The sequence below is a fragment of the Duganella sp. AC917 genome, assembly GCF_979258245.1.
On sequence record NZ_OZ409848.1, the window covers coordinates 5,549,985 to 5,573,800 of the forward strand.

Sequence of the window (23,816 nt, forward strand, 5' to 3'; positions counted from 1 at the left end):
GGCGTGATGAACGCCGTACTCAAATCCGCACAAGACTACCTGGTCGCCGATATTTCCCTGGCTTCCTGGGGTGACAAAGAAATCCGCATCGCTGAAACCGAAATGCCTGGCCTGATGGCGATCCGCGAGGAATTCGCCGCCGCCCAGCCGCTCAAGGGCGCACGCATCACCGGTTCGCTGCACATGACCATCCAGACCGCCGTGCTGATCCAGACGCTTGAAGCGCTGGGCGCCCAGGTCCGTTGGGCTTCGTGCAACATCTACTCGACCCAGGACCACGCCGCCGCCGCCATCGCCGCCGCCGGCACGCCTGTGTTCGCCATCAAGGGCGAAACGCTGGACGAATACTGGGACTACACCCACCGCATCTTCGAGTGGCCGGCTGACGCCGCCGGCAACGCGGTCTATTCGAACATGATCCTCGACGACGGCGGCGACGCCACGTTGCTGCTGCACCTGGGCGCGCGCGCCGAAAAAGACATCTCGGTGCTGGCCGCGCCAGGCTCGGAAGAAGAGATCTGCCTGTTCAACGCCATCAAGGCGCACCTGGCGATCGACCCGAGCTGGTACTCCAAGCGTCTGCCGCAAATCATGGGCGTGACCGAGGAAACCACCACCGGCGTGCACCGCCTGTACCAGATGCATAAAGAAGGCAAGCTGGCCTTCCCGGCGATCAACGTCAACGACTCCGTCACGAAGTCGAAGTTCGACAACCTGTACGGCTGCCGCGAGTCGCTGGTCGACGGTATCAAGCGCGCCACCGACGTCATGATCGCAGGCAAGGTCGCCGTCATCGCCGGTTACGGTGACGTCGGCAAGGGCTCGGCCCAGGCCATGCGCGCGCTGTCGGCGCAGGTGTGGGTCACCGAAATCGATCCGATCTGCGCGCTGCAGGCGGCGATGGAAGGCTACCGCGTCGTGACCATGGACTACGCCGCCGAACACGGCGACATCTTCGTCACCTGCACCGGCAACTATCACATCCTGACCGAGAAGCACATGCTGGCCATGAAGGACCAGGCCATCGTCTGCAACATCGGCCACTTCGACAACGAGATCGACGTCGCCGCGCTCAAGAAGTACACCTGGGAAAATATCAAGCCGCAAGTCGACCACGTGATCTTCCCGTCGGGCAAGCGAATCATCCTGCTGGCCGAAGGCCGCCTGGTGAACCTGGGTTGCGGCACCGGCCATCCGTCGTACGTGATGAGCTCGTCGTTCGCCAACCAGACCATCGCCCAGATCGAGCTGTTCGCCAACACCGACAAGTATCCGGTCGGCGTGTACGTGCTGCCGAAGCACCTGGACGAGAAAGTGGCGCGCCTGCAGTTGAAAAAACTGAACGCCCAGCTGACCGTGCTGACCGAAGAGCAAGCGGCCTACATCGGCGTGACGCAGGAAGGTCCGTACAAACCGGACCACTACCGTTATTAATGTAACGGTGTGAGCGGGGCCGGCGTCTGTTGCCGGCCCTGTTTGTATCTACCTTATTTTTTGCAGCGAGACTTAGTTATGCGTTTGGTCCTTACCTGGTTAATCAATGCGGTTGCCCTGCTGGCAATTCCTTACCTGATGCATTCTGTCGATGTCACAAGCATAGGCGCAGCCCTCGTCGCGGCTTTCGTACTGGCCCTTGTAAACACGCTGATCCGCCCCGTGCTGCTGCTGTTGACCTTGCCCGTGACCATGCTGTCGCTGGGACTGTTCATCTTTGTCATCAACGGCTTCATGTTCTGGCTGGTGGCGCAATTCGTCGACGGCTTCCACGTCGATAGCTTCCTGTCGGCGATCGGCGGCGCACTGTTGTACAGCGTAATTTCCTGGGCTCTGTCTACCTTACTTTTGAAGAACTCAGATGACTAGTCATAATTTCAGTATCGAATTCTTTCCGCCGAAGACGGCGGAAGGCGCGGAAAAGCTGCGCGTCACGCGCGCCAAGCTGTCCGAACTGAAACCCAAATATTTTTCCGTGACCTTCGGCGCCGGCGGCAGCACGCAACGCGGCACCCTGGACACGGTGGTCGAGATCCTGGCTGCCGGCGAGGACGCCGCGCCGCACCTGTCGTGCGTGGGCGGCACGCGCGAGTCGATCCGCGCCATCCTGGCCGAATTCAAGTCGCACAACATCAAGCGCATCGTCGCGCTGCGCGGCGACCTGCCGAGCGGCTACGGCGCGTCCGGCGAATTCCGTTACGCCAACGAGCTGGTGGAGTTCATCCGCCAGGAGACCGGCGAGTGGTTCCACATCGAAGTGGCGGCCTACCCCGAGGTGCACCCGCAGGCCAAGTCGCCGCAGGACGACCTGCTGGCGTTCGAGCGCAAAGTGAAGGCCGGCGCCAACGCCGCCATCACGCAGTATTTCTACAACGCCGACGCCTACTTCCAGTTCGTCGACCAGACCAGCAAGATGGGCATCGATATCCCCATCGTGGCCGGCATCATGCCGATCACGAACTACACGCAGCTGATGCGCTTTTCCGACATGTGCGGCGCCGAGATACCGCGCTGGGTGCGACTGAAGCTGGCCAGCTACGGCGACGACACCGCGTCGATCAAGGCGTTCGGCCTCGATGTCGTCTCACAGCTGGGCGAACGCCTGCTGGCCGGCGGCGCGCCGGGGCTGCACTTCTACAGCATGAACCAGGCCGCGGCGACCACCGCGCTGTGGCAACGGCTGGTGTGAGACGATGGTGAGACGATGGTGAGACGATGATGTGGCCTGCATGGCCACATCATCCGCCGATTTCGGTGACGATGCGGTCCAGCGCCACATCGTGCGCGTCGCTGTCGAACTTCACTTCCAGACAGCTGTACGCGATGCCTACCGTCTCCGGCCTTGGCGCCCGCGCCAGCGTGCGGTCGTAAAATCCCCCGCCGTAGCCCAATCGATAACCTTGCGGGTTGTATCCCAGACAAGGCACCAGCAGCGCAGGCGGAGGTGCCGCTTCGAGCCGCAAATCCGCCGGCACCGCCACCCCCATCGCATCCTTGACCATCGCCTCGCCGATGCGCCAGTCCGCGAACGCCAGCGCCGCGTGTTTTTCCACCACCACCGGCAGCAGCAGCCGCGCGCCCAGGCGCTCCAGTTCCACGTAGGCCGCCTGCAGATCCGGCTCGTCGCGCAGCGGCCAGTACACCCCCAGCGCGGCCGGCCGCGCCGCGCGCCACCACGCGATCACGCGCGCGCCGATCGCATGGTCCCACGCGGCCCGCGCGGCCGGATCGAGCGCGCGCCGCGCGGTCAGCAACCGCTTGCGCAAATCGGCCTTTTGCAGAGCGGTCGGGGCTATTCGTTCGATCTCGGCACGTGGTATTCTAGGGTCGCTGGTCATGGATACATTTACCGCTTAAAGAGAGTTGCACATTGATTTCCGTTTCGAAATGGATTGCCGGCGTTGTCGTCGTGGCCTGGGTTGCGTTCAATCCGTCGTATATGTCGTTGGCCCACGCGGAGGATATCGGCGCCGAGACCAAGCGGCAGGACGACGCGTTCCTGCTGATGCGCGACGCGGTGCGCCAGGACGACGCGGCCAAGGTGGATTTCTACGCGGCCCGCCTTGCCAATTATTCCATTCCTTCGTATGTCGATTATTATCGGCTCAAATCGCGGCTGAAGGACGTCCCCTACGCGGAAATCCGCGATTTCATGAAGCGCTACGAAGGCCAGGCCATCGTCGACCGCCTGCGCAACGATTGGCTGCTGGACCTGGGCCGCAAGCGCGACTGGGTCACCTTCGACGAACAGCTGCCGCTGTTTGTGCTCAATGACGACACCCAGGTCAAATGCTACGCGCTGCAATCGCGCGCGCTCAAGGGCCAGAAAGTGGCCGACGAGGCGCGCGCGCTGCTGACATCCCCGGCCGTCTACGGCGAGCCATGCGCGGGCCTGATCGCGACGCTGTTCCAGACCGGCCAGTTCGACGCCAACGACCTGTATGAACAACTGCGCCTGGCCGGCGAATTCAACGCCACCGGGCAGGCGCGCCGCATCGTCGCGCTGCTGGGCGGTCCGGAGAAAAAAGCGGTGCAGGCGGTCGACACGCCGGCGCTGGCGCTGGCCAAGGGACCGGGCGGCGGCCGCACCGAACATGAGATCTACGTGGTGGCGGTAGGCCGCATGGCCAAGACCAGCGTCAAGCTGGCGGCGCTGGCGCTGGAGAAGGCCTCGTCGCAACTGTCACCGCAGGAGCGGCAGGAAGGCTGGGCGGCGATCGCGCTGCAATCGTCGTACTCGCTGTCCGACGACACCGCCGATTACTGGCGCCGTTCGAACGGCGCCAAGCTGTCCATCGACCAGATCCAGTGGAAAACCCGGATCGCGCTGCGCGCCGGCGACTGGCGCCAGGTCAAGGCCAGCATACAGGCGATGCCGGCGTCGCTGCGCGACGATCCCGCCTGGATCTACTGGATGGGCCGTGCGCTGATGGCCGAAGCGGGCGTGAGCAACCATCCGACCGGGGAGGCCGAGCGGCTGTTCCGCAGCATCTCGGACCAGCCGAATTTCTATGGCCAGCTGGCGCTGGAGGAAACCGGTAACCTGATCACGATTCCGCTGCCAGGCTTACCGATCACGCCGGCGGAGATCGCGGCCATCGCCGCCAATCCCAACTTCCAGCGCTCCCTCAAGTTCTTCGGCATGCGCCTGCGCTTCGAGGGCACGCGCGAATGGAACTGGGGCCTGCGCGGCCTGGACGAACGCCAATACCTGGCCGCCGCCGAATTCGCGCGCCAGAACGAGATCCTCGACCGCATGGTCAGCACCTCCGACCGCACCCGCATCCAGGTCGACTACACGCAGCGCTTCCCGTCGCCGCACCACGACGTGATGCATCCGGCCACGCAGACGCTGGGCCTCGACAAGGCCTGGGTGTATGGCTTGATGCGGCAGGAGTCGCGCTTCATCCTGGGCGCGCAGTCGAACGTGGGCGCCTCGGGCCTGATGCAGGTGATGCCTTCGACCGCGCGCTGGGTGGCCAAGAAACTGGGCCTGACCGACTTCGCGCAGGACATGCTGACCGATGTGCGCACCAACATCATGTTGGGTACGAATTACCTGAACATGGTGCTCGGGAACATGGACGGCTCCGAGGTGCTGGCCACGGCCGCCTACAACGCCGGGCCGGGACGCTCGCGCCGCTGGCGCGCCACGTTGACCAAGCCGATCGACAGCGCCATCTTCATCGAGACCATTCCGTTTTACGAGACCCGCACCTACGTCAAGAACGTGATGTCGAATGCGACCTATTACGCGGCCTTGTTCCAGGGCCGTCCGCAATCGCTGAAGGCGCGCATCGGCACCGTCGCGCCGCGTTCCTACACGCCAGAAGAAGAGCAGGAAGCGAGCTACGGCTCGCGTTGACCACACCATCACCACGGACGCATCATGCAGACCACCAAACTTGATCCCAGCCTGTCGACCACCCTGGCCGCCGCGCGCGAGCCGGGCCTGACGCTCATCATCGGCAACAAGAATTATTCGTCATGGTCGATGCGGCCCTGGGTGGCGATGACGGCCTTCGGCATCCCGTTCCAGGAGGTGCGCGTGCTGCTCGACCAGGACGATACCGCCAACCGCATCTGCGGCTACTCGGCCAGCGGCCGGGTGCCGGTGCTGCTGGCCGGCGAGATGACCATCTGGGACAGCCTGGCGATCTGCGAATATCTGGCCGAACAGTTCCAGGAGCTGCATCTGTGGCCGCAGGACGTGGCCGCGCGCGCGATGGCGCGTTCGGTCTGCGCCGAGATGCACGCCGGGTTCGCCGACCTGCGCAAGGCGATGTCGATGAACATCCGCGCCAGCTTCCCCGGCAAGGGCCGCACCAACGGCTCGCAGGCCGACATCGGCCGCATCAGCGAGATCTGGGAGGAATGTCTGTCGCGCTTCGGCCACCACCAGTTCCTGTTCGGCGACTTCTCGATCGCCGACGCCTACTACGCGCCGGTGGTGATGCGTTTCCGCACCTACGGCGTGTCGCTGGCGCCGGCGCTGGACGCCTACTGCCAGCGCGTGCTGGCGCATCCGGCGGTCGCCAGCTGGGTGGCCGGGGCGCTGGCCGAGACCGAATTCCTGCCCAAGCACGACACCATGCCGGATTAATCATGATGCGGATTTATGTAGTCGGCGGCGCCGTGCGCGACGCGCTGCTTGGACTGCCGGTCAAGGACCACGACCACGTGGTCGTCGGCGCCACGCCGGACGACATGCTGGCGCAGGGCTTCCGCCCGGTCGGCAAGGACTTCCCGGTGTTCCTGCATCCGAAGACGCAGGAGGAATACGCGCTGGCCCGCACCGAGCGCAAGACCGCCCCCGGCTACAAGGGCTTCGTGTTCCACACTTCCCCCGACGTCACGCTGGAGGAGGATTTGATCCGGCGCGACCTGACCATCAACGCCATCGCGCGCGCCGACGACGGCACGCTGACCGATCCTTTCGGCGGCCGCCGCGATATCGAACAGCGCGTGTTCCGCCACGTCTCCGACGCCTTCGCCGAGGACCCGGTGCGCATCCTGCGCGTGGCCCGTTTCGCCGCCCGCTACAGCGATTTCCGCGTGGCGCCGGAAACCAATGTGCTGATGCGCCAGATGACGGAGCAGGGCGAGGTCGACGCGCTGGTGCCGGAACGCGTGTGGCAGGAGCTGTCGCGCGGGCTGATGGAAGCCAGGCCGTCGCGCATGCTGGAGGTGCTGCGCGATTGCGGCGCGCTGGCGCGCATCCTGCCGGAGCTTGACGTGCTGTGGGGCGTGCCGCAGCCGGAGAAATGGCATCCCGAGATCGACACCGGCACCCACATCCTGCAAGTGATCGACTGCGCCGCGCGCGCCGGGCTGGAACTGCCGACGCGCTTCGCCTGCCTGATGCACGACCTGGGCAAGGGCGTGACGCCGTCGGCCACCTGGCCGGCGCACCACGGCCACGAGGCGCTGGGCGTCAAACTGGTCGAGCAGGTGTGCAAGCGCCTCAAGGTGCCGACCGATTGCCGCGACCTGGCCGTGATGACCGCGCGCGAACACGGCAACGTGGGTCGGGCGCTGCAGCTGCGGCCCAACACCATCGTCAAGCTGCTGGAGCGCTGCGACGCCTTCCGCAAGCCGGCGCGGTTTTCGCAGATGCTGCTGGCGACGGAATGCGATTCGCGCGGCCGTATCGGGGCGTCGGCCAGCTACCTCGACGCGCCGTTTCCGCAGTTGGCGCACCTGGAAGCGGCGATGGCGGCCGCGCGCGGCGTCAATGCAGGCGAGATCGCCCAGGCCTGCGCCGAGCATCCGCAGCGGATACCGGAATTCGTGCATCGGGCGCGGGTGACGGCCGTCAAAGTGGCGCTGCGGGCGTCCGACGTTGACGGCGAAGATGACGCGGGCATGCCGCTGCAGGCGGGCGCACCGGACGGCGGGCCTGTCTAAAGAGGAGTACAATGACCTCGATGGTGCACCGCACCATACTCTGTCCGCCACTATGAACTCCATCGATCTGTTCCAAAATCCGCTGCGCCGCTGGGGCAAGCACAAAGACGGCAAACGCCGTCCGACGGTGCTCGTCAAGGAGCTGCAGGAGCGCGATCGCCGGCGCATGGTCAAGCATTTCCTTGAACTCGAGAGCAGCGACCGGCTGCTGCGCTTCGGCACCAGGCTGCCCGACGAGCAGGTCGAGAAGTACGTCAACAAGATCGATTTTTCGCGCGACATGGTGTTCGGCGTGTACAACCGTTTGTTCAAGCTGGTGGCGGTCGGTCATCTGGCGTTCGCGCCGCGCGACGAGTCCAAAAGCGCCGTCACCGAGAAGGAGCGGGTGGCCGAATTCGGCGTCTCGGTCAGCAAGAGCGCGCGCGGTATGGGCGTCGGCTCCAAGCTGTTCGAGCGCGCCGCCATCCACTGCCGCAACAGCGATGTCGACACCTTATATATGCACTGCCTGTCGTCGAACAAGACGATGATGCACATCGCGAAAAAAGCCGGCATGGAAATCCATCGCGACTACGGCGAGGCGGACGCCTATCTGAAACTGACGCCGGCCAATCCGGCCAGCATGCTGCAGGAAGCGCTGGACGAGCAATTCGCCACGCTGGACTACACCCTCAAGGCGAACAAGCGCTTCGCCACCAAATGGCTCGGTCGCCTGACCGGTCGAAAATAAATCGCATTTTCTCTCACTATAGTTAGAACCTTTGCCGGCTGGCCTGGAATGAACGGTCAGACAAGATACGCAAACCGGTAACCAGGCTTCTTAACGTGCCGCTGATTTCATCACTTCTGCCCATGCCCTGGGCGGCGGACGCCCTGTGCGGCGCCCAGTTGCGGGCGCCCGACCTCGGTGTTTGCCTGCGGCTGCTGGTGCTTTCGCCGCTGCTGGAGGAGTGCGTGGTCCGCGCCGGCCTGCAGGAGTGGCTGATACGGCGCTCGTGGCCGCAGGCCTGGCCGGTGCTGGTGTCGACGGCCGCTTTCGGGCTGCTGCACCTGGGCTCCGGCTGGCAGGCCGCCGTCGCTGTGCTGCTACCGGGGCTGGCGCTGGCGCTACTTTATCAGCGCACCCGCAACTGGTGGTGGTGCGCGTTGATGCACAGCGCGTTCAATGCTTTTGCTATCTCTGTCTGCGGTTCATAGATCTATTTTAGATCGACTTCAAGATCAACTTCAGGAGAGTGGCATGACAGGTTTAACGTTGGAATTCCGGCCGCAATACGCGGCGGCAGCGGCAGCGGCGCTGCTATTGGGACTGGCTTCGCAGTCCGCGCACGCGCAAAACGCATTGAACGGCCGGAACCTGTACCAGAACGGCCCTGTCGGCGGCGGCGGCACCTGCGTCGCCTGTCATGGCGCCTCTCCGGCCAACAACGTCAGTAACATCCAGCGTGGCGCTAATCAGCCGTCCGTCATCGCCGCCGCTATCGCCCGCAACGCTGGTGGCGGAATGGGGCAGTTCGCCGGCCGCTTCAGCGCCGCCGAACTGGCCGACCTGGCGGCCTACATCGGCAATCCCTCGGTCACGGCTTCGCCGGCGGCCACGCTGGCGCCGGCCAGCCTGGCCTTCAGCGGCACCAGCATCGGGCAGACCAGCGCGCCGTTGAGCACCACCCTGAGCAGCACCGGCAACGCCGCGCTCAACATCGGTAACATCTCGCTGGGTGGCGCCGCTGCCGGCGACTACAGCCTGGCCGGCGGCAGCTGCGCCAACGGCGCGGCCATCGCGGCGGGCGCCAACTGCACCGTGCAGGTCAGCTTCCGTCCCACCGTGGCCGGCGCGCGCGCCGCCACCCTGACCATCACCCACAACGCCACCGGCGGCAGCAGCACGGTCGCCCTGAGCGGCACCGGCAACGCCACGCCGCAGGCGACGATCTCGTTGTCTGCGCCGAGCATCAACTTTGGCGCGCAGCTGACCGGCGCGGCGTCGGCCGCCGCCACCATCAGTGTCACCAATAGCGGCCAGGCGCCGCTGACCTTCAGCGCCATCGCCCTGGGCGGCGCCAACGCCAATATCTTCACGCTCGGCGGCAACTGCGCGGTGGCCACGCCACTGGCGGCCGGCGCCAGCTGCAACGTCACGGTTCTGGCCACGCCAACCGCTGCCGGCGCCTTTGCCGCCAGCCTGACGTTGGCCTCCAACGCCACCAACGGCAATGCCACCGTGGGCCTGTCCGGCACCGCGTCGGCCGCCGCGCCGGCGCTGACCGCCACGCCGTCCGCGCTGGCCTTCGGTCTGCGCACGATCAGCTCCCCGGCCACGTCGCAGGCGGTGGTGCTGGCCAATACCGGTAACGTCGCTGTCGCCTTCACGCGCATCGCCCTGACCGGATCGAGTGCCTTCACCATCGCCGCCAGCGACTGCGGCGCCACGCTGGCCGTCGGCGCCAGCTGCTCGGTACCGGTGCGCTTTGCGCCGACCGCCGACGGCGCGGTGACCTCCACGCTGGGCGTGACATCGAATGCGGCTGCGGTGCAGGTGGCCATCACCGGCAGCGGCACCACGCAATCGGTCGGCATCCCGGTGCTGTCCGAGACCGGTCCGATCGCCTTCGCCGATACGCAAGTCGGCGCCAGCGCGGCCGAACACACGACGACCCTGAGCAACAGTGGCAGCGCGGCGGTGCGCATCTCGACCCTGACCATCGCAGGCAACCAGGCTGGCGACTTCGTCACCGGCGGCACCTGCGCGGCCAATGGCGCCATCAGCGCCGGCGCCAGCTGCACCATCACCACCGCCTTCCGTCCGACGGCGGCCGGCGCCCGCAGCGCCAACCTGCAAGTGGTGACCGACGCCGGCGCCCAGTTCACGCTGCCCTTGAGCGGCAACGGCGTGGCGGTCGCGGTCAGCGCTCCTTCGCTGGGACTGAACCCGCAAAGCTTCGACTTCGGCGCCGTCACCATCGGTGCGGCAGCGCCTACCCGCCGCTTCACGCTGACCAACAGCGGCTCGGCACCACTGACCCTGGCCAGCGCCGCCTTCAGCGGTCCGTTCGCCGCCGTCGCCGACAGCACCGGCTGCGCCGCCTTCCCGTTCACGCTGCAGCCTGGCGCCACCTGCGACCTGGTGGTGGGCTACACGCCTGTCAACGCCGGCGGCAACAGCGGCAACGTGGTGATCCAGTCCAGCGTGGCCGGCAGCAGCTGGACGATCGCCCTGAGCGGCCAGGCCAACGCCGGGCCGTCGAATGTCACGCCGCAAAACGCCGGTGGCGGCGGTTGCTCGGCCTCGCAAAGCGTCAACGATCCAATACTGGCGTTGCTGGTCATGCTGTCGCTCGGCGTGGTCGTGTGGCGCCGTCGCAGCGCAGGCAATAGCAGCCGTGACGAACAAAACTAACCCGGAGTCATTATGAAAATCAAAGCGATATCGTTATTGTTGGCCGCCGCGCTGAGCGCATCGTCCGCGTTCGCGCTGGAGAAGGGCGCCCCCGCGCCGCAGTTCGACCTGCAGGGCATGGACGGCGCGGTCCAGCTGGCGAAGCTGACCGGCAAGGTGGTGTACGTGGACTTTTGGGCCTCGTGGTGCGGCCCGTGCCGCCAATCCTTCCCGTGGATGAACGAGATGCAGGCCAAGTACGGCCCACGCGGACTGCAGATCGTCGGCATCAACGTCGACGCCAAGAGCGAGGATGCCAAGACCTTCCTCGCCGCCACACCGGCCAAGTTCACCATCGCCTTCGATCCGAAGGGCGCCACGCCGCGCCAGTACGGCATCAAGGGCATGCCGAGCAGCGTGTTGATCGGGCCTGACGGCAAGGTCCTGCTGGAGCATTCCGGCTTCCGCGACGCCGACCGCGCCGAACTGGAAGCGAAAATTCAATCCGCACTGGGAGCCGTTAAATGAAAACCCTGATCGCCCTGGCGCTGGCCGCCAGCCTGTCCGGCTGCGCCTCGTTCGGCAATGTCCAGCCGTGGGAAAAAGGCACGCTGGCCAAACCCGAGATGACCTTCAACGACGGCGGTTTGTTCAGCCGTTACGACGACCATATCTACACCAGCCGCGAGTCCTCGTCGGGCGGCGCCGGTGTGGGTGGTGGCGGCTGCGGTTGCAACTGATATGGAATTTCCTATGACGAGCAAAAAAACCACCACGCATGACGACGGCCAGCCGCCGGCGTCGCCATCTTCGGCACCGTCGTTGGCCGGTTCGATCCTGGCGGCCGCGTTGCTGCTGCCGGGCGTCCAGGCCCACGCCGAAGCGCCGCCTACCAATGGCGTGATCAGCATCGGCTATCTCGATTACCGCGAAAGCCAGTCCGACATGGACCGCATCCGCGTGCACGCGCCGTCGGTGTCCATTATGGCGCCGGTGGCCGGCGTCTGGAGCATCAGCGCCTCGGCGGTGACGGACGACGTGTCGGGCGCCTCGCCGCGCTATCACACGGCCGTCTCGGGCGCCTCGCGCATGAACGACGACCGCAAGGCCGGCGACGTTTCGCTCAAGCGCTACCTCGATCGTGGCAGCGTGTCGGTCGGCGCCAGCTACTCGACGGAGCACGATTACGTGTCGCGCGCGCTGTCGCTGCAGGGCACCTTCGAGAGCGAAGACCGCAACACCACGTGGTCGGCGGGTTTCGGCCGGTCCAACGACGAGATCAATTCCACCGGCGGCGCCGTCGTCGGCGCGAAGAAGAACACCACCAATCTGCTGGTTGGCGTGACCCAGGTGCTGACCAAGAACGACGTGGTGCAACTGACCTTGGCGCACGATCGTGGCCGTGGCTTCTTCTCCGATCCGTACAAGGCCTTCGACAACCGCCCGCGCAGCCGCAACGAGAGCACCGTGCTGGCGCGCTGGAACCACCATGTCGAATCGACCGGTGGCATCAGCCGCACCTCCTACCGCTATTACCGCGACAGCTTTGGCGTGCGTGGGCACACGCTGTCCCAGGAATACGTGCAGCCGCTGTCGCAGGGCTGGACGGTGACGCCGGAAGTGCGCCTGTACACGCAGAGCGCGGCCGACTTCTACTTCGACCCGGTCTACGATCCGGTGTTCGGCACGCCGTTCCCGCCCGGCTTCAACGCCGCCAATCCGGGCTTCTCGTCGGCCGACCAGCGCCTGTCGGGCTTTGGCGCGGTGACCGTGGGGCTCAAGGTCAGCAAGCAGATCGACAAGCTGTGGTCGGTGGACGTCAAGGCCTCGGCCTACCAGCAGCGCGGCAGCTGGCGGGCCTTCCACTCCGGCAGCCCGGGACTTGAGCCGTTGCGCGCGCAGACCTTCCAGATCGCGGTCAACCGGCAATGGTAGACGCGATCCACCGCACCGCGTTCGACGCGATGGCCAGCCGTTGCGAGATTCGGCTGGCCGCGCCCGACGCCCACACGGCCGAACTGCTGTCGCGGCAGGCCGTGGCGGAGGTGCGGAGGATCGAAGAGAAGTACTCGCGCTACCGGCCCGACAGCATCGTCTCGCGCATCAACGCGGCGGCCGGCCGGGCGCCGGTCGCCTGCGACAAGGAGACCATGGCGCTGATGTCGTACGCCGCCGCGTTGCACGGCGCCAGCGAGGGGCTGTTCGACATCACCTCCGGCGTGCTGCGCAGGGCCTGGGATTTCCGCCGGCCGAGCGTGCCGAAGGCGCAGGTGCTCGACCCCCTGCTGGCGCTGGTCGGCTGGAACAAGGTGGCCTGCGAGGGCGAGGAGGTCTATCTGCGCCAGGCCGGCATGGAGATCGACTTCGGCGGCTTCGGCAAGGAGTACGCGGCCGACCGCGCGGCCGGCATGCTGATCGAGGCCGGTGTGCGGCACGGGTATGTGAACCTGGGCGGGGACATGCGCTTTATCGGCCCAAGGCTGGACGGCCGCCCGTGGAGCATCGGCATACAGGACCCGCGCGATCCCGACGCGGTGGTGGCCAGTATTCCGATCAGCCAGGGCGCGCTGGCCACCAGCGGCGACTACGAACGTTATTTTGAACTGGATGGACAGCGCTACTGCCACATCCTCGATCCGCGCACCGGCATGCCGGTGCGGCACTGGCGCTCGGTGAGCGTGATGGCGCCGATGGCGATAGCGGCAGGTAGTTGTTCGACGATCGCCATGCTCAAGCAGCAGGGCGGACTCAATTTTCTGAACGCCTCTGACATGGGTTATTTGACCATCGATGATCAGGGGCAGATGCTGTATAGGGATATCTCATGAAACGACAAAAATGGATGCTGCGGTTGCAGATGCTGGCGACGATGCTGGTGGCGCTGATCGCGCTGTTTGCGGGCAGCCAGGTGCGGGCCGGCGATTTTCTGGAGCCGGATCAGGCCTTCAAGCTGACCGCAGAGGCGCTGGACGCCAGGACCGTGCGGCTGACGTGGAAGATCGCCAAGGACTACCATCTGTATCGCGATCGCTTGAGCTTTAACGCCGCCGATGGCGCGCAAGTGACGGCGCCGGTGCTGCCGAACGGCATACGCAAATTCGACACCAATTTCAACAAGGAGATGGAGACCTACCAGGACACGCTGGTGGTCGACCTCCCCGTGACGGCCAAGGAGCCGTACACGCTGCTGGTCGGTTACCAGGGCTGCGCGGACGCCGGCCTGTGTTACTCGCCGGCCGAACAAAGCTACCACGTCGATCCGAGAAAGCCCGGCAAGCTGGCGCCGGTCGATACGGCCGCCGTAGCCACGCCCGCCGCTGCCGTCCCCGCCGCCACACCCGCTGCGGCATCCACCCCCGCAGCCGCCCCGGAAGACGACAGCTCGCTGGCACAGCGCACGCTGCAAAGCGGCAGCGCCTGGCGTATCGGCCTGGCTTTCCTGGTCTTCGGCCTGCTGCTGTCGTTCACGCCGTGCGTTCTGCCGATGGTGCCTATCCTGTCGTCGATCATCGTCGGTGAAGGCAATGTCTCGCGGGGTCGCGGCTTCATGCTGGCGCTGGCGTACAGCCTTGGCATGGCGCTGGTCTACACTTCGCTCGGCGTCGGCGCCGGCCTGGCCGGCGAAGGCCTGGCCGCCGCACTGCAAAAACCGTGGGTGCTGCTGACATTCGGCGCTTTGCTGTTCACGCTCTCGCTGTCGATGTTCGACGTCTATCAGTTACAGCTGCCGAGCAGCCTCCAAAGCCGCCTGAGCTCCACCAGCGGTAATATGGGTGGTGGCAAATTCGCCGGCGTGTTCATCATGGGCGCCTTGTCGGCGCTGATCGTCGGTCCGTGCGTGGCCGGTCCGTTGGCCGGCGCGCTGCTCTACATCAGCCAGACGCGCAACGTCTGGACCGGTGGCTGGGCGCTGTTCTCGATGGCGGTCGGTATGAGCGTGCCGCTGCTGTTGACAGGTCTGTCGGCCGGCAGCCTGCTGCCGCGCGCGGGCGCCTGGATGAACGGCGTCAAAAAGGTCTTCGGCCTGCTGCTGATCGCGGTCGCCATCTGGATGGTCACGCCGGTGTTCTCGGTGACCGTGATGATGATCATGTGGGGCGTGTTCGCGCTGCTGTGCGCCATGTTCCTGCACGTGTTCGACGGCATTCCAAAGGGCGCCGGGTTGGGTGCCTATATCGGCAAGACGCTGGGACTGGCCTTCCTGCTGGTCGGCCTGTTCGAGTTGACCGGCGCCGCCAGCGCCGGCCGCGACGTGCTGCAGCCGCTGGGCCACCTGACCGCCGCCCGCGCCGAGGGCGTTGCTGGCGGTGGCGCCGCCGGCGGCGAGGCGCATTTCACGCGCATCAAAACGGTGGCCGAACTGGATCAGATCCTGGCCACCAGCACCAAGCCGGTGATGCTGGACTTCTACGCCGACTGGTGCGTGGCATGCAAGGAGATGGAGCGGTTCACCTTCTCCAAGCCGGCCGTCAGCGGCAAAATGAAGGAGGTGATGCTGCTGCAGGTGGACGTCACCGCCAACAACGCCGACGACAAGGCGCTGATGAAGCGCTTCGGCTTGTTCGGGCCACCGGGCCTGATTTTCTTCAAGGATGGCAAGGAAATCCCGAACAGCCGCATCATCGGCTTCCTCGCCGCCGAACCGTTCCTGCAGCACCTGAACCGCTACGTCGGTTCGTGAAGTTCGACTGATCGACGTTGGGCGATTAAGCGTGCTGCTTAATCGCCCAACGTGTTTATTGCCCTGATCGGTACACCTGCAAATATCCTGTTTTTTATCGCGCGATGGACTTAGAGTCCGGAAACAGGCATAAATGACGTAAAATCATGGTCTTTCAAACGCTATTTATGGCGTTCACTCTTCGACCAGACCACATGATTCTTATATTTGGAGGATACATCTGGTGCGCCGTGGCCGGCTTGTTTAGTGCCCTTGCCACCGTGATGATCAAAATATCTGCCAGCCATACTGAACCCGACATGGCGGTCAAATTATATTGGCTGGGCGGAGCGATGACGTGTTATGTCGCCGGTTTTGGTGCCTACCGTCTGGCCTTGGCGAAGACCGACATCACCGTTGCCTATCCTGTCATGACCATCGTAACCATGACGCTGATTGCGTTCGCCGGCCATTTGATATTCGGCGAGGCGCTAAGTTCGAATAAGTTGATCGGCATGGTTTTGCTGTGTATTTCCTGCGTGCTGCTGACAAAATAACCGCCTGCGGCATCGCTTGCACGTGAGCGTCGCGTAAAATCACCCGCTTTCCAAAGTTTAACTGCGATGTTCACAAAAAAAGAAAATACTATCCGCGCCATCTCGGCCAGCTCGAATTGGACGATGCTGCAATGCCTGGGCATGTTTGCGCTGTTCGCCGGCAGCGCTTTTGTCGTGTTGTTGCCCCATTGGGGAATGACGGTAGAAGATTCGCTCGCATATTTTAATACCGCCCGTTACCTCAGGGGCGAAATCCCGTTTAGCGAACTGCGCGCACCATTCCCTTACCGCGTGCTCATTCCCGCACTTGCCGCGTATTTGCCGGGTAATTTACGGGATACCTTTGCCGGAGTTAATTGGACCTGCATTACGGTAGCGGCCACTGCAATGGCGCTGGTTGTCGATCGCGTAGGCGGAAATCGCAAACAGGCGATTTTCGCTGGCCTGTTGCTGATATTCTCAGTGCCGACGTTTTGGTACGGTTCTTATCTGCTGACCGATCCGGGCGCAATTTGTGGACGGGCTTTGTTTGTATTGGGCGTCGTCAGTGGGCAGCCTTGGCTTGCCTTGGGCGCTGGACTCGGGGCGACTGCCGTCAGGGAAGAGAACATTCTTCTCGTGTTCTGGTTGCTGGCCTATCGGCGGATTCCTATTTTGCCCGGGCTTGCCGCAGTGGCCGCCGCAGTGGCGTGGCTCTTGTTTGTCCGGTGGCATTTGTTTAGCGGGCTGCCGAGGTATGTTTGGGTACCGAGCCTGGGTACCGTTTGGGCCGCGCTGCACGACGTTCGTGCCCTGTTGTCGCTTGCCAGTGCCGCCATCATCGTGATTCCTCTTGCCGTGTTTGGGATGAGAAATAGTCCGCGAGAATTGGCGCCACTTAAAACCATGCTGTTTTTAATGGCGCTGCCGCCGCTCTATGCCGCGCTTTCGGTGAGGGTGGATGGACGGGCAATCTGGAGTTTATACCCGTTCCTGATTCCATTTGCTGTATATGCGATCGGCCCGCTGAGGAAGCGGCGACTGTAGCCGCGTATGGACGACCGTGAAAAAACTATGCAAGAATCGATAGTAAAAAATGCTGACACAGTGAACGGTACCATGTTGATGGTACGCGCGATGCGTCCCCGACAGTGGCTGAAAAACGCGCTGATATTCGTTCCCGTGCTCACCGCTCACTCATCCGACTTGCACACGTGGCGCGCCTGCCTGATTGCATTTATCGCATTCTGCCTGTGCGCGTCCAGCGCTTATCTGTTGAACGATGTGCTGGACGTACGCCACGATCGCTTGCATCCGCGAAAGAAAATGCGGCCCATTGCTGCTGGGGCGATTTCTCGTCTCAGCGCGCTTTGCTGTAGCGCTTTGCTTGGCGGTGCCGGGTTGCTGGTTGCGGCTGCGGGAGGCGTTCCCCTGCTCAAAGTCGTTTGTTTTTACTTTGTTTTAACGGTCTTATATTCGATCTATTTGAAAAAAATATTGTTGATCGATGTGGCCATGCTGGCAGGCTTATACACTGTCAGGGTGATCGGTGGATCGGCGGCGACAGATATCCATTTGTCTTTCTGGTTGTTGTCCTATTCGTTCTTCCTGTTTTTATCGCTCGCGCTGCTAAAGCGCCACAATGAACTGGTGCGGCTTAAAAAAGAAAACGTGCTGACAGTGGCAGGGAGGGGATATGTGCCTGCCGACAGTATCCCGGTCGCCATGTTCGGCATCAGCTCGGCGGTGATTTCGGCGTTGGTGCTGATGCTTTATTATAATTCAGGAGATGTGGCAAAGTTATATCCGTCGCCGCTTCCATTGTTTTTTGTGGTGCCGCTGTTTTTCATCTGGATAGCCCGGCTCTGGTTGCTATCTTTTCGCATGCAGATTGACGAAGATCCGCTACTGCACGTCAGTACCGACCCGGCCAGTATCGCCATCATTCTGACATGCGCCGGACTCGCGGGACTGGCAACACTGCCGGTTATTTAGGCCTCCGCGCGGGATGGATCGAGCGGCACGCCGCTATCCGCCCCACGCTTCTGATTTTTCCGTACTTCGCTAGACCAGCGGCAGCGCCGTCGTGTCCTTGACGCGCTGTAAGGCAAAGCTCGATTTGACGTCCAGCACCGCCGGATGGCGCAGCAAGGTCGCCATCATGAAGCGCGAGAAGTGGTCCATGTCCTCGACGTGCACGCGCAGCAGGTAATCCATCTCCCCCGTCATCGCGTAGCAGGCCACCACCTCCGGCCACTGCTCGACCGACACGGCGAAGTCGGCGCGCGGCGAGGCCGGCGCGTTCTGCGCGCCCAGCGCGCGGGCGTTGCTGTGCGCGGCAGCGTCGCTGTGCTTTTCCAGCCGCACATTCACATACGCCAGCAGCCCGAGACCGATCTTGTCCGGGTCCAGCAGCGCCACGTACTGGCGGATCACGCCCGCTTCCTCGAGCCGCTTGATGCGGCGCAGGCACGGCGACGGCGACAGCGCGACCAGCTCGGCCACGTCCTGGTTCGACAGCCGGCCGTCGGCCTGCAAAATGGACAGAATCTTACGATCGGTTTTATCCAGCGCAATTTTGGTCATAAATCCCTCAGTAATTCAGTGTTGAGGCAATATTATTGCGCAAAATGGCCAAGGGCGTGAATTGTTTGCAATTTAATGCTCTCGGCGCGGGACTATACTGGCGCTATTCTAACGAGGAGACACGCATGCAATTCCAGCCTTGGGACAACCCGATGGGAACCGACGGTTTCGAATTCGTCGAATACGCCGCCCCCGATCCGAAAGCGCTCGGCGCGCTGTTCGAGCGCATGGGCTTCACCGCGATCGCCCGCCACCGCCATAAAGACGTGACCTTGTACCGCCAGGGCGGCATCAATTTCATCATCAACGCCGAGCAGGACTCGTTCGCCCAGCGCTTCGCGCGCCACCACGGCCCGTCCGTGTGCGCGATCGCCATCCGCGTGCAGGATGCGGCGGCCGCCTACAAGCGCGCGCTGGACCTGGGCGCCTGGGGCTTCGACAACAAGACCGGCCCGATGGAACTGAACATCCCCGCCATCAAGGGCGTGGGCGATTCGCTGATCTATCTGGTCGACCGCTGGCGCGGCAAAAACAGCGGCGATAAAGGAGCTGAACCCGGATCGATCGGCGACATCAGCATCTACGACGTCGACTTCGTCGCCATCCCGGGCGCGGACGCCAACCCGGTCGGCAATGGCCTGACCTACATCGATCACCTGACCAACAACGTCCATCGCGGCCGCATGAAGGAATGGGCGGACTTCTACGAGAAGATGTTCAACTTCCGCGAGGTGCGCTACTTCGACATCGAGGGCAAGCTGACCGGCCTGAAGTCGAAAGCCATGACTTCCCCGTGCGGCAAGGTGCGCATTCCGATCAACGAATCGTCGGACGACAAGTCGCAGATCGCCGAGTACCTCGACGAATACCATGGCGAAGGCATCCAGCACATCGCGCTGGGCACCGACGACATCTACACCTCGATCGAGCAGATGAAGGCCACCGGCATCGCCTTCCAGGACACCATCGAGACCTACTATGAACTGGTCAACCGTCGCCTGCCGGGCCATGGCGAGCGCCTGGAAGACCTGCGCCGCCTGCGCATCCTGATCGACGGTCATAGCAACGACAACGAGCGCGAACTGCTGCTGCAGATCTTCACGCAAAACGTCATCGGTCCGATCTTCTTCGAGATCATCCAGCGCAAGGGCGACCAGGGCTTCGGCGAGGGTAATTTCCGGGCGTTGTTCGAATCGATCGAATTGGATCAGATCAAGCGCGGCGTGTTGCAAGATCCGGCTAAAGCGCCCGCATAGGCTTATAGTAGTAGAAATCGCAGGAAAAACCGCCGGTAGCACCGCATAGAACGGAGCACCGGCAATCGCGCGGAAGGGCCTAACCGGCGTTGCCGCGCTCAGTATTTCAGAGAATATTGGAGACATTAATGAACGCACCTCACAAGGGTACGCTGCTGGACCCGGGCGCCCAGTCGGACGACATTTCACTGGACGACAAATGGACGCTGGAACGCGGCCGCGCCTTCATGACCGGCACCCAGGCGCTGATACGCCTGCCGATGATGCAGCGCGAACGCGACCTCAAGGCGGGCCTCAACACCGCCGGCTATATCACCGGCTATCGCGGCTCGCCGGTCACCAGCGTCGACATGACGGCGATGAAGGCCAAGAAGTACCTCGATGCCCACCACGTCAAATTCCACCCCGGGATGAACGAGGACCTGGCCGCGACAGCGGTGTGGGGCACGCAGCAGACCAATCTTTTCAAGGACGCCAAATACGATGGCGTCTTCTCCATGTGGTACGGCAAAGGCCCCGGCGTCGACCGCTGCGGCGACGTCTTCAAACACGCGAACAATGCGGGGAGCGCCAAGCACGGCGGGGTGCTGGTACTGGCCGGCGACGACCACGCGGCCAAATCCTCGTCCACCGCGCACCAGTCGGACCACATTCTCAACGCCTGCGGCATTCCGGTGCTGTATCCGTCGTCGGTCCAGGAGTACATCGACTACGGCCTGCACGCCTGGGCCATGAGCCGCTACACCGGCCTGTGGGTGTCGATGAAGTGCGTGACCGACATCATCGAATCCGGCGCCGTGGTGGACTTCGACCCGGACCGCGTGCAGATCCAGCTACCGACCGACTTCGAACTACCGGCCGGCGGCCTCAATATCCGCTGGCCCGACACCGTGCTCGATATGGAAGTTCGGATGAACAGCTACAAGTGGTACGCAGCGCTGGCTTACGCGCGCGCCAACAAGCTCAATAAAATCATCTGGGACAGCCCGACGCCGAAGATCGGCATCATCACCGCCGGCAAATCCTACCTGGACACGCGCCAGGCGCTGGCCGATCTGGGCATCGACGAGCAGGCCGCCGCCGACATCGGCATCCGCCTGTACAAGATCGGCATGACCTGGCCGCTGGAGGCGGACGGCGTGCACGAATTCGCCAAGGGCCTCGACGAGATTTTGGTGGTGGAGGAAAAACGCCAGATCCTTGAGTACGCGCTCAAGGAGGAGCTGTACAACCTGCCGGACGGCCAGCGTCCGCGCGTGGTCGGCAAGTTCGACGACACCGGCGAATGGAGCAACAAGGGCAAGACCGGCCACGGCGACTGGCTGCTGCCGGCCACCTATGAACTGAACCCGGCGCAGATCGCGCGCGCCATCGCCTCGCGCATCGCCCACTACTGCGACGGCCATCCGGTGGCGGAGCGCGTCAAGCAGCGCGTCGCCTTCCTCGAAGCGAAGGAGCTGGCGCTCAAGACGCTGCCGACCAAGGCCAACCCGGACACCGACCGCACACCGTACTTCTGCTCCGGCTGCCCGCACAATTCGTCGACCAAGGTGCCGGAAGGCTCGCGCGCGCTGGCCGGCATCGGCTGCCACTACATGGTGTTGTGGATGGACCGCGAAACCTCGACCTTCACCCACATGGGCGCGGAGGGCGTGACCTGGGTCGGCCAGGCGCCGTTCACCAACGAGAAGCACGTCTTCACCAACCTGGGCGACGGCACCTACTTCCACTCCGGGATACTGGCGATCCGCGCGGCGGTGGCGGCCAAGGTCAACATCACCTACAAGATCCTGTTCAACGACGCCGTCGCCATGACCGGCGGCCAGGCCTTCGACGGCCCGCTCGATCCGGGCATGATCTCGCGCCAGATCGCCGCCGAGGGCGTGACGCCGATCATCGTCGTCACCGACGAACCGGAAAAATACCCTTCCGATTACAAATGGGCGGAAGGCGTCACCGTGCGCCATCGCAGCGAATTGATGGACGTGCAGCGCGAGCTGCGCGACAAGCCGGGCGTGTCGGCGATGATCTACGACCAGACCTGCGCCTCCGAGAAGCGTCGCCGCCGGAAGCGCAACGAGTATCCGGATCCGGCCAAGCGCGCCGTCATCAACGAAGCCGTGTGCGAAGGCTGCGGCGACTGCTCCGTGCAATCGAACTGCCTGTCGGTGGAGCCGCTGGAGACGGAACTGGGGCGCAAGCGCCAGATCAACCAGTCGTCCTGCAACAAGGACTTCTCGTGCACCACCGGCTTCTGTCCGAGTTTCGTGACGGTCGAAGGCGGGGCGCTGAAGAAACCCAAGAAGGCGGCCACCGGCGACTCGCCGGCCGCTATCTTGCCGATGCCGGTGCTGCCGTCCACGGATACGCCGTACGGCATCCTGATCACCGGTATCGGCGGCACCGGGGTGGTCACGGTCGGCCAGATCCTGGCCGTCGCGGCGCACGTCGAAGGCAAGGGCGCCATCGTGCTGGACATGAGCGGACTGGCGCAAAAGGGCGGTCCGGTGATGTCGCACGTGCGCCTGGCCGACAACCAGGCCGATTTGCACTCGACCCGCGTCGGCACCGGTAGCGCCGACCTGGTGATCGGCTGCGACTTGATCGTCACCGCCAGCCGCGACGCCCTGTCGCGCATGGGCGAGGGCCGCACGCACGCGATGATCAACTCGACCGGTTCGTCGACCGCCGCTTTCGTCAAGAATCCGGACTGGCAGTTCCCGGACGTCGGCTCGCGCAGCGAGATCGTGCGCGCCTGCGGCAACGACCAGGTGGACTTCGTCGACGCCGGCCAGATCGCTACCGCGTTGATGGGCGACTCGATCGCCACCAACATGTTCATGCTGGGCTACGCGTTCCAGAAAGGCCATGTGCCGCTGAGCGAAGCGTCCATCATCAAGGCAATCGAGTTGAACGCGATCTCGGTCAACTTCAACAAGGCCGCCTTCCACTGGGGCCGCACCGCCGCGCACGACCTGGGTTCGGTCACCAAACTGACCACGCCGGCGAAGGTGATCGAATTCAAACGCACCCAGACGCTGGACGATATCGTCAACCGCCGCATCGAGCTGTTGACCGCATACCAGAACGCCGACTATGCGCAGCAGTACAAGGCGTTTGTCGACCAAGTGCGCGCCGAGGAGGCCAAGCTGGGCAAGTCGACCCGTTTGAGCGAGGCCGTGGCGCGCTACTACTACAAACTGATGGCGTACAAGGACGAGTATGAAGTCGCGCGCCTGTACACCGACGGCGCGTTCCAGCAGAAGATCGCCGGCATGTTCGAGGGAGACATCAAGCTCAAATTCCACCTGGCGCCGCCGCTGATGGCCAAGCATGACGCCCAGGGTCGGCTGATCAAGCAGGAATTCGGTCCGTGGATGATGAAGGCGTTCGGCATGCTGGCCAAGTTCAAAGGGCTGCGCGGCACGGCGCTGGATATCTTCGGTTACACGGCCGAGCGCAAGATGGAACGCGCGTTGATCGGCGAGTACCGCCAGACGGTGGCCTCGCTGCTGCCGAAGCTGACGGCGGAGAACCTGGCGCAGGCGGTGGCCATCGCCAGCATCCCGGAAGACATTCGCGGTTACGGCCATGTGAAGGAACGCCACCTGAAGTCAGCCAAGCAAAAGGAGGCGACGCTGTTGGCCGCTTTCGGCCAGCCGGTCGCGCCGGTGCCGTTGGACAGCCACACGCACGCCGCTTAGACCGGTTCGAATCAAAGGTTGTGTCCAGATTGGCCCCATTTCGGGGCCTTTCCTTTATATATATCAAATGCCATGGTTTTTTCCGCATTTGCCAGATGATTGTTTGACGAAAATTCGGCACCGCCGGATACTCGGACTTATTGTCGCGCTTACGGACCAAAGCGTACCGGGAATCAGGAGGGGAGATGCCTAAGCATGCGATAAAAAAGCGGCCGCCGGCCCACGTCGATCCCCAATTGTTAACAGGTCCGGGCAGGGGCCAAGCAGCGAAACCTATCCTTGGCCATCCGCTCTCAC

The 23,816-nt window shown here is 63.7% G+C and carries 21 protein-coding genes; 19 read left to right on the top strand and 2 right to left on the bottom strand.

Annotated elements, in window-relative coordinates:
• Positions 1–6 precede the first annotated feature (6 nt).
• The 3 genes from ahcY to metF all read left to right on the top strand — a co-directional run bounded on the left by ahcY (position 7) and on the right by metF (position 2,683).
• Entirely contained in the window at positions 7–1,434 is a 1,428-nt protein-coding gene (gene ahcY, locus ACZ0BA_RS24335) for an adenosylhomocysteinase (protein ID WP_463453720.1), read from the top strand.
• Between the two features lie 78 nt (positions 1,435–1,512).
• Complete coding sequence (locus ACZ0BA_RS24340; RefSeq protein WP_463453721.1) at positions 1,513–1,863, top strand: phage holin family protein; 351 nt, start codon at positions 1,513–1,515, stop codon at positions 1,861–1,863.
• On the top strand, positions 1,856–2,683 hold the full coding sequence (metF, locus tag ACZ0BA_RS24345) for a methylenetetrahydrofolate reductase [NAD(P)H] (protein ID WP_463453722.1): 828 nt from the start codon (positions 1,856–1,858) through the stop codon (positions 2,681–2,683). Before ACZ0BA_RS24340 ends, metF begins: the two co-directional genes overlap by 8 nt.
• A 49-nt stretch (positions 2,684–2,732) precedes the next feature.
• Here metF and ACZ0BA_RS24350 read toward each other — a convergent pair whose 3' ends face one another.
• Positions 2,733–3,332, bottom strand: coding sequence for a 5-formyltetrahydrofolate cyclo-ligase (locus ACZ0BA_RS24350; protein WP_463453723.1), 600 nt, complete (start codon positions 3,330–3,332; stop codon positions 2,733–2,735).
• Between the two features lie 32 nt (positions 3,333–3,364).
• On the opposite strand from ACZ0BA_RS24350, the gene ACZ0BA_RS24355 reads away from it, so the two are divergent.
• The 14 genes from ACZ0BA_RS24355 to ACZ0BA_RS24420 all read left to right on the top strand — a co-directional run bounded on the left by ACZ0BA_RS24355 (position 3,365) and on the right by ACZ0BA_RS24420 (position 17,968).
• A complete protein-coding gene (locus ACZ0BA_RS24355) occupies positions 3,365–5,359 on the top strand; it encodes a lytic transglycosylase domain-containing protein (protein ID WP_463453724.1) in 1,995 nt (664 codons plus the stop codon).
• Between the two features lie 24 nt (positions 5,360–5,383).
• On the top strand, positions 5,384–6,097 hold the full coding sequence (locus ACZ0BA_RS24360) for a glutathione S-transferase family protein (RefSeq protein WP_463453725.1): 714 nt from the start codon (positions 5,384–5,386) through the stop codon (positions 6,095–6,097).
• 5 nt (positions 6,098–6,102) lie between these two features.
• On the top strand, positions 6,103–7,401 hold the full coding sequence (locus ACZ0BA_RS24365) for a multifunctional CCA addition/repair protein (protein ID WP_463454823.1): 1,299 nt from the start codon (positions 6,103–6,105) through the stop codon (positions 7,399–7,401).
• 52 nt (positions 7,402–7,453) lie between these two features.
• Positions 7,454–8,131, top strand: coding sequence for a GNAT family N-acetyltransferase (locus ACZ0BA_RS24370; RefSeq protein ID WP_463453726.1), 678 nt, complete (start codon positions 7,454–7,456; stop codon positions 8,129–8,131).
• Positions 8,132–8,253: 122 nt separating this feature from the next.
• A complete protein-coding gene (gene mrtJ / locus ACZ0BA_RS24375; RefSeq protein WP_463453727.1) occupies positions 8,254–8,598 on the top strand; it encodes a JDVT-CTERM system glutamic-type intramembrane protease MrtJ in 345 nt (114 codons plus the stop codon).
• 43 nt (positions 8,599–8,641) lie between these two features.
• Positions 8,642–10,798 carry a choice-of-anchor D domain-containing protein gene (locus tag ACZ0BA_RS24380; protein ID WP_463453728.1) on the top strand — a complete coding sequence of 719 codons (2,157 nt, stop codon included), beginning with the start codon at positions 8,642–8,644 and terminating at the stop codon, positions 10,796–10,798.
• 12 nt (positions 10,799–10,810) lie between these two features.
• Positions 10,811–11,305 (top strand): TlpA family protein disulfide reductase, encoded by a 495-nt coding sequence (locus tag ACZ0BA_RS24385; protein WP_463453729.1) that lies wholly within the window; start codon positions 10,811–10,813, stop codon positions 11,303–11,305.
• Entirely contained in the window at positions 11,302–11,517 is a 216-nt protein-coding gene (locus ACZ0BA_RS24390; RefSeq protein ID WP_090325633.1) for a DUF4266 domain-containing protein, read from the top strand. Before ACZ0BA_RS24385 ends, ACZ0BA_RS24390 begins: the two co-directional genes overlap by 4 nt.
• 13 nt (positions 11,518–11,530) lie before the next feature.
• The gene (locus ACZ0BA_RS24395) at positions 11,531–12,712 is read left to right on the top strand and encodes a DUF3570 domain-containing protein (RefSeq protein WP_463453730.1); all 1,182 of its coding nucleotides are present in this window, start codon (positions 11,531–11,533) and stop codon (positions 12,710–12,712) included.
• Positions 12,706–13,605, top strand: coding sequence for an FAD:protein FMN transferase (locus tag ACZ0BA_RS24400; RefSeq protein WP_463453731.1), 900 nt, complete (start codon positions 12,706–12,708; stop codon positions 13,603–13,605). Before ACZ0BA_RS24395 ends, ACZ0BA_RS24400 begins: the two co-directional genes overlap by 7 nt.
• Positions 13,602–15,458 (top strand): protein-disulfide reductase DsbD, encoded by a 1,857-nt coding sequence (dsbD, locus tag ACZ0BA_RS24405; RefSeq protein ID WP_463453732.1) that lies wholly within the window; start codon positions 13,602–13,604, stop codon positions 15,456–15,458. Before ACZ0BA_RS24400 ends, dsbD begins: the two co-directional genes overlap by 4 nt.
• Before the next feature lie 146 nt (positions 15,459–15,604).
• Positions 15,605–15,994 (top strand): DMT family transporter, encoded by a 390-nt coding sequence (locus ACZ0BA_RS24410; protein ID WP_463453733.1) that lies wholly within the window; start codon positions 15,605–15,607, stop codon positions 15,992–15,994.
• A 66-nt stretch (positions 15,995–16,060) separates the two neighbouring features.
• Positions 16,061–17,020, top strand: a complete 960-nt coding sequence (locus ACZ0BA_RS24415; protein WP_463453734.1) for a hypothetical protein — start codon at positions 16,061–16,063, stop codon at positions 17,018–17,020.
• 6 nt (positions 17,021–17,026) lie between these two features.
• The gene (locus ACZ0BA_RS24420; protein WP_463453735.1) at positions 17,027–17,968 is read left to right on the top strand and encodes a UbiA family prenyltransferase; all 942 of its coding nucleotides are present in this window, start codon (positions 17,027–17,029) and stop codon (positions 17,966–17,968) included.
• A gap of 69 nt (positions 17,969–18,037) precedes the next feature.
• Here ACZ0BA_RS24420 and ACZ0BA_RS24425 read toward each other — a convergent pair whose 3' ends face one another.
• Complete coding sequence (locus ACZ0BA_RS24425) at positions 18,038–18,559, bottom strand: Lrp/AsnC family transcriptional regulator (RefSeq protein WP_463453736.1); 522 nt, start codon at positions 18,557–18,559, stop codon at positions 18,038–18,040.
• A 125-nt stretch (positions 18,560–18,684) separates the two neighbouring features.
• Here ACZ0BA_RS24425 and hppD point away from each other — a divergent pair, with 125 nt between their 5' ends.
• Both hppD and ACZ0BA_RS24435 read left to right on the top strand, forming a co-directional pair.
• Positions 18,685–19,815, top strand: coding sequence for a 4-hydroxyphenylpyruvate dioxygenase (gene hppD / locus ACZ0BA_RS24430; RefSeq protein ID WP_463453737.1), 1,131 nt, complete (start codon positions 18,685–18,687; stop codon positions 19,813–19,815).
• A gap of 128 nt (positions 19,816–19,943) precedes the next feature.
• A complete protein-coding gene (locus ACZ0BA_RS24435) occupies positions 19,944–23,519 on the top strand; it encodes an indolepyruvate ferredoxin oxidoreductase family protein (protein WP_463453738.1) in 3,576 nt (1,191 codons plus the stop codon).
• The last annotated feature ends 297 nt before the right edge of the window (positions 23,520–23,816 follow it).

Bases quoted from the DNA above. Each gene is read 5' to 3' on its own strand.
- ahcY (WP_463453720.1), top strand. From the start codon at position 7: ATGAACGCCGTACTCAAATCCGCACAAGACTACCTGGTCGCCGATATT.
- ACZ0BA_RS24420 (WP_463453735.1), top strand. From the start codon at position 17,027: ATGGACGACCGTGAAAAAACTATGCAAGAATCGATAGTAAAAAATGCT.
- dsbD (WP_463453732.1), top strand. From the start codon at position 13,602: ATGAAACGACAAAAATGGATGCTGCGGTTGCAGATGCTGGCGACGATG.
- mrtJ (WP_463453727.1), top strand. From the start codon at position 8,254: ATGCCCTGGGCGGCGGACGCCCTGTGCGGCGCCCAGTTGCGGGCGCCC.
- ACZ0BA_RS24400 (WP_463453731.1), top strand. From the start codon at position 12,706: ATGGTAGACGCGATCCACCGCACCGCGTTCGACGCGATGGCCAGCCGT.
- hppD (WP_463453737.1), top strand. From the start codon at position 18,685: ATGCAATTCCAGCCTTGGGACAACCCGATGGGAACCGACGGTTTCGAA.
- ACZ0BA_RS24340 (WP_463453721.1), top strand. From the start codon at position 1,513: ATGCGTTTGGTCCTTACCTGGTTAATCAATGCGGTTGCCCTGCTGGCA.
- ACZ0BA_RS24415 (WP_463453734.1), top strand. From the start codon at position 16,061: ATGTTCACAAAAAAAGAAAATACTATCCGCGCCATCTCGGCCAGCTCG.
- ACZ0BA_RS24390 (WP_090325633.1), top strand. From the start codon at position 11,302: ATGAAAACCCTGATCGCCCTGGCGCTGGCCGCCAGCCTGTCCGGCTGC.
- ACZ0BA_RS24365 (WP_463454823.1), top strand. From the start codon at position 6,103: ATGCGGATTTATGTAGTCGGCGGCGCCGTGCGCGACGCGCTGCTTGGA.
- ACZ0BA_RS24350 (WP_463453723.1), bottom strand. From the start codon at position 3,332: ATGACCAGCGACCCTAGAATACCACGTGCCGAGATCGAACGAATAGCC.
- ACZ0BA_RS24410 (WP_463453733.1), top strand. From the start codon at position 15,605: ATGGTCTTTCAAACGCTATTTATGGCGTTCACTCTTCGACCAGACCAC.
- metF (WP_463453722.1), top strand. From the start codon at position 1,856: ATGACTAGTCATAATTTCAGTATCGAATTCTTTCCGCCGAAGACGGCG.
- ACZ0BA_RS24435 (WP_463453738.1), top strand. From the start codon at position 19,944: ATGAACGCACCTCACAAGGGTACGCTGCTGGACCCGGGCGCCCAGTCG.
- ACZ0BA_RS24385 (WP_463453729.1), top strand. From the start codon at position 10,811: ATGAAAATCAAAGCGATATCGTTATTGTTGGCCGCCGCGCTGAGCGCA.
- ACZ0BA_RS24360 (WP_463453725.1), top strand. From the start codon at position 5,384: ATGCAGACCACCAAACTTGATCCCAGCCTGTCGACCACCCTGGCCGCC.
- ACZ0BA_RS24425 (WP_463453736.1), bottom strand. From the start codon at position 18,559: ATGACCAAAATTGCGCTGGATAAAACCGATCGTAAGATTCTGTCCATT.
- ACZ0BA_RS24395 (WP_463453730.1), top strand. From the start codon at position 11,531: ATGACGAGCAAAAAAACCACCACGCATGACGACGGCCAGCCGCCGGCG.
- ACZ0BA_RS24370 (WP_463453726.1), top strand. From the start codon at position 7,454: ATGAACTCCATCGATCTGTTCCAAAATCCGCTGCGCCGCTGGGGCAAG.
- ACZ0BA_RS24380 (WP_463453728.1), top strand. From the start codon at position 8,642: ATGACAGGTTTAACGTTGGAATTCCGGCCGCAATACGCGGCGGCAGCG.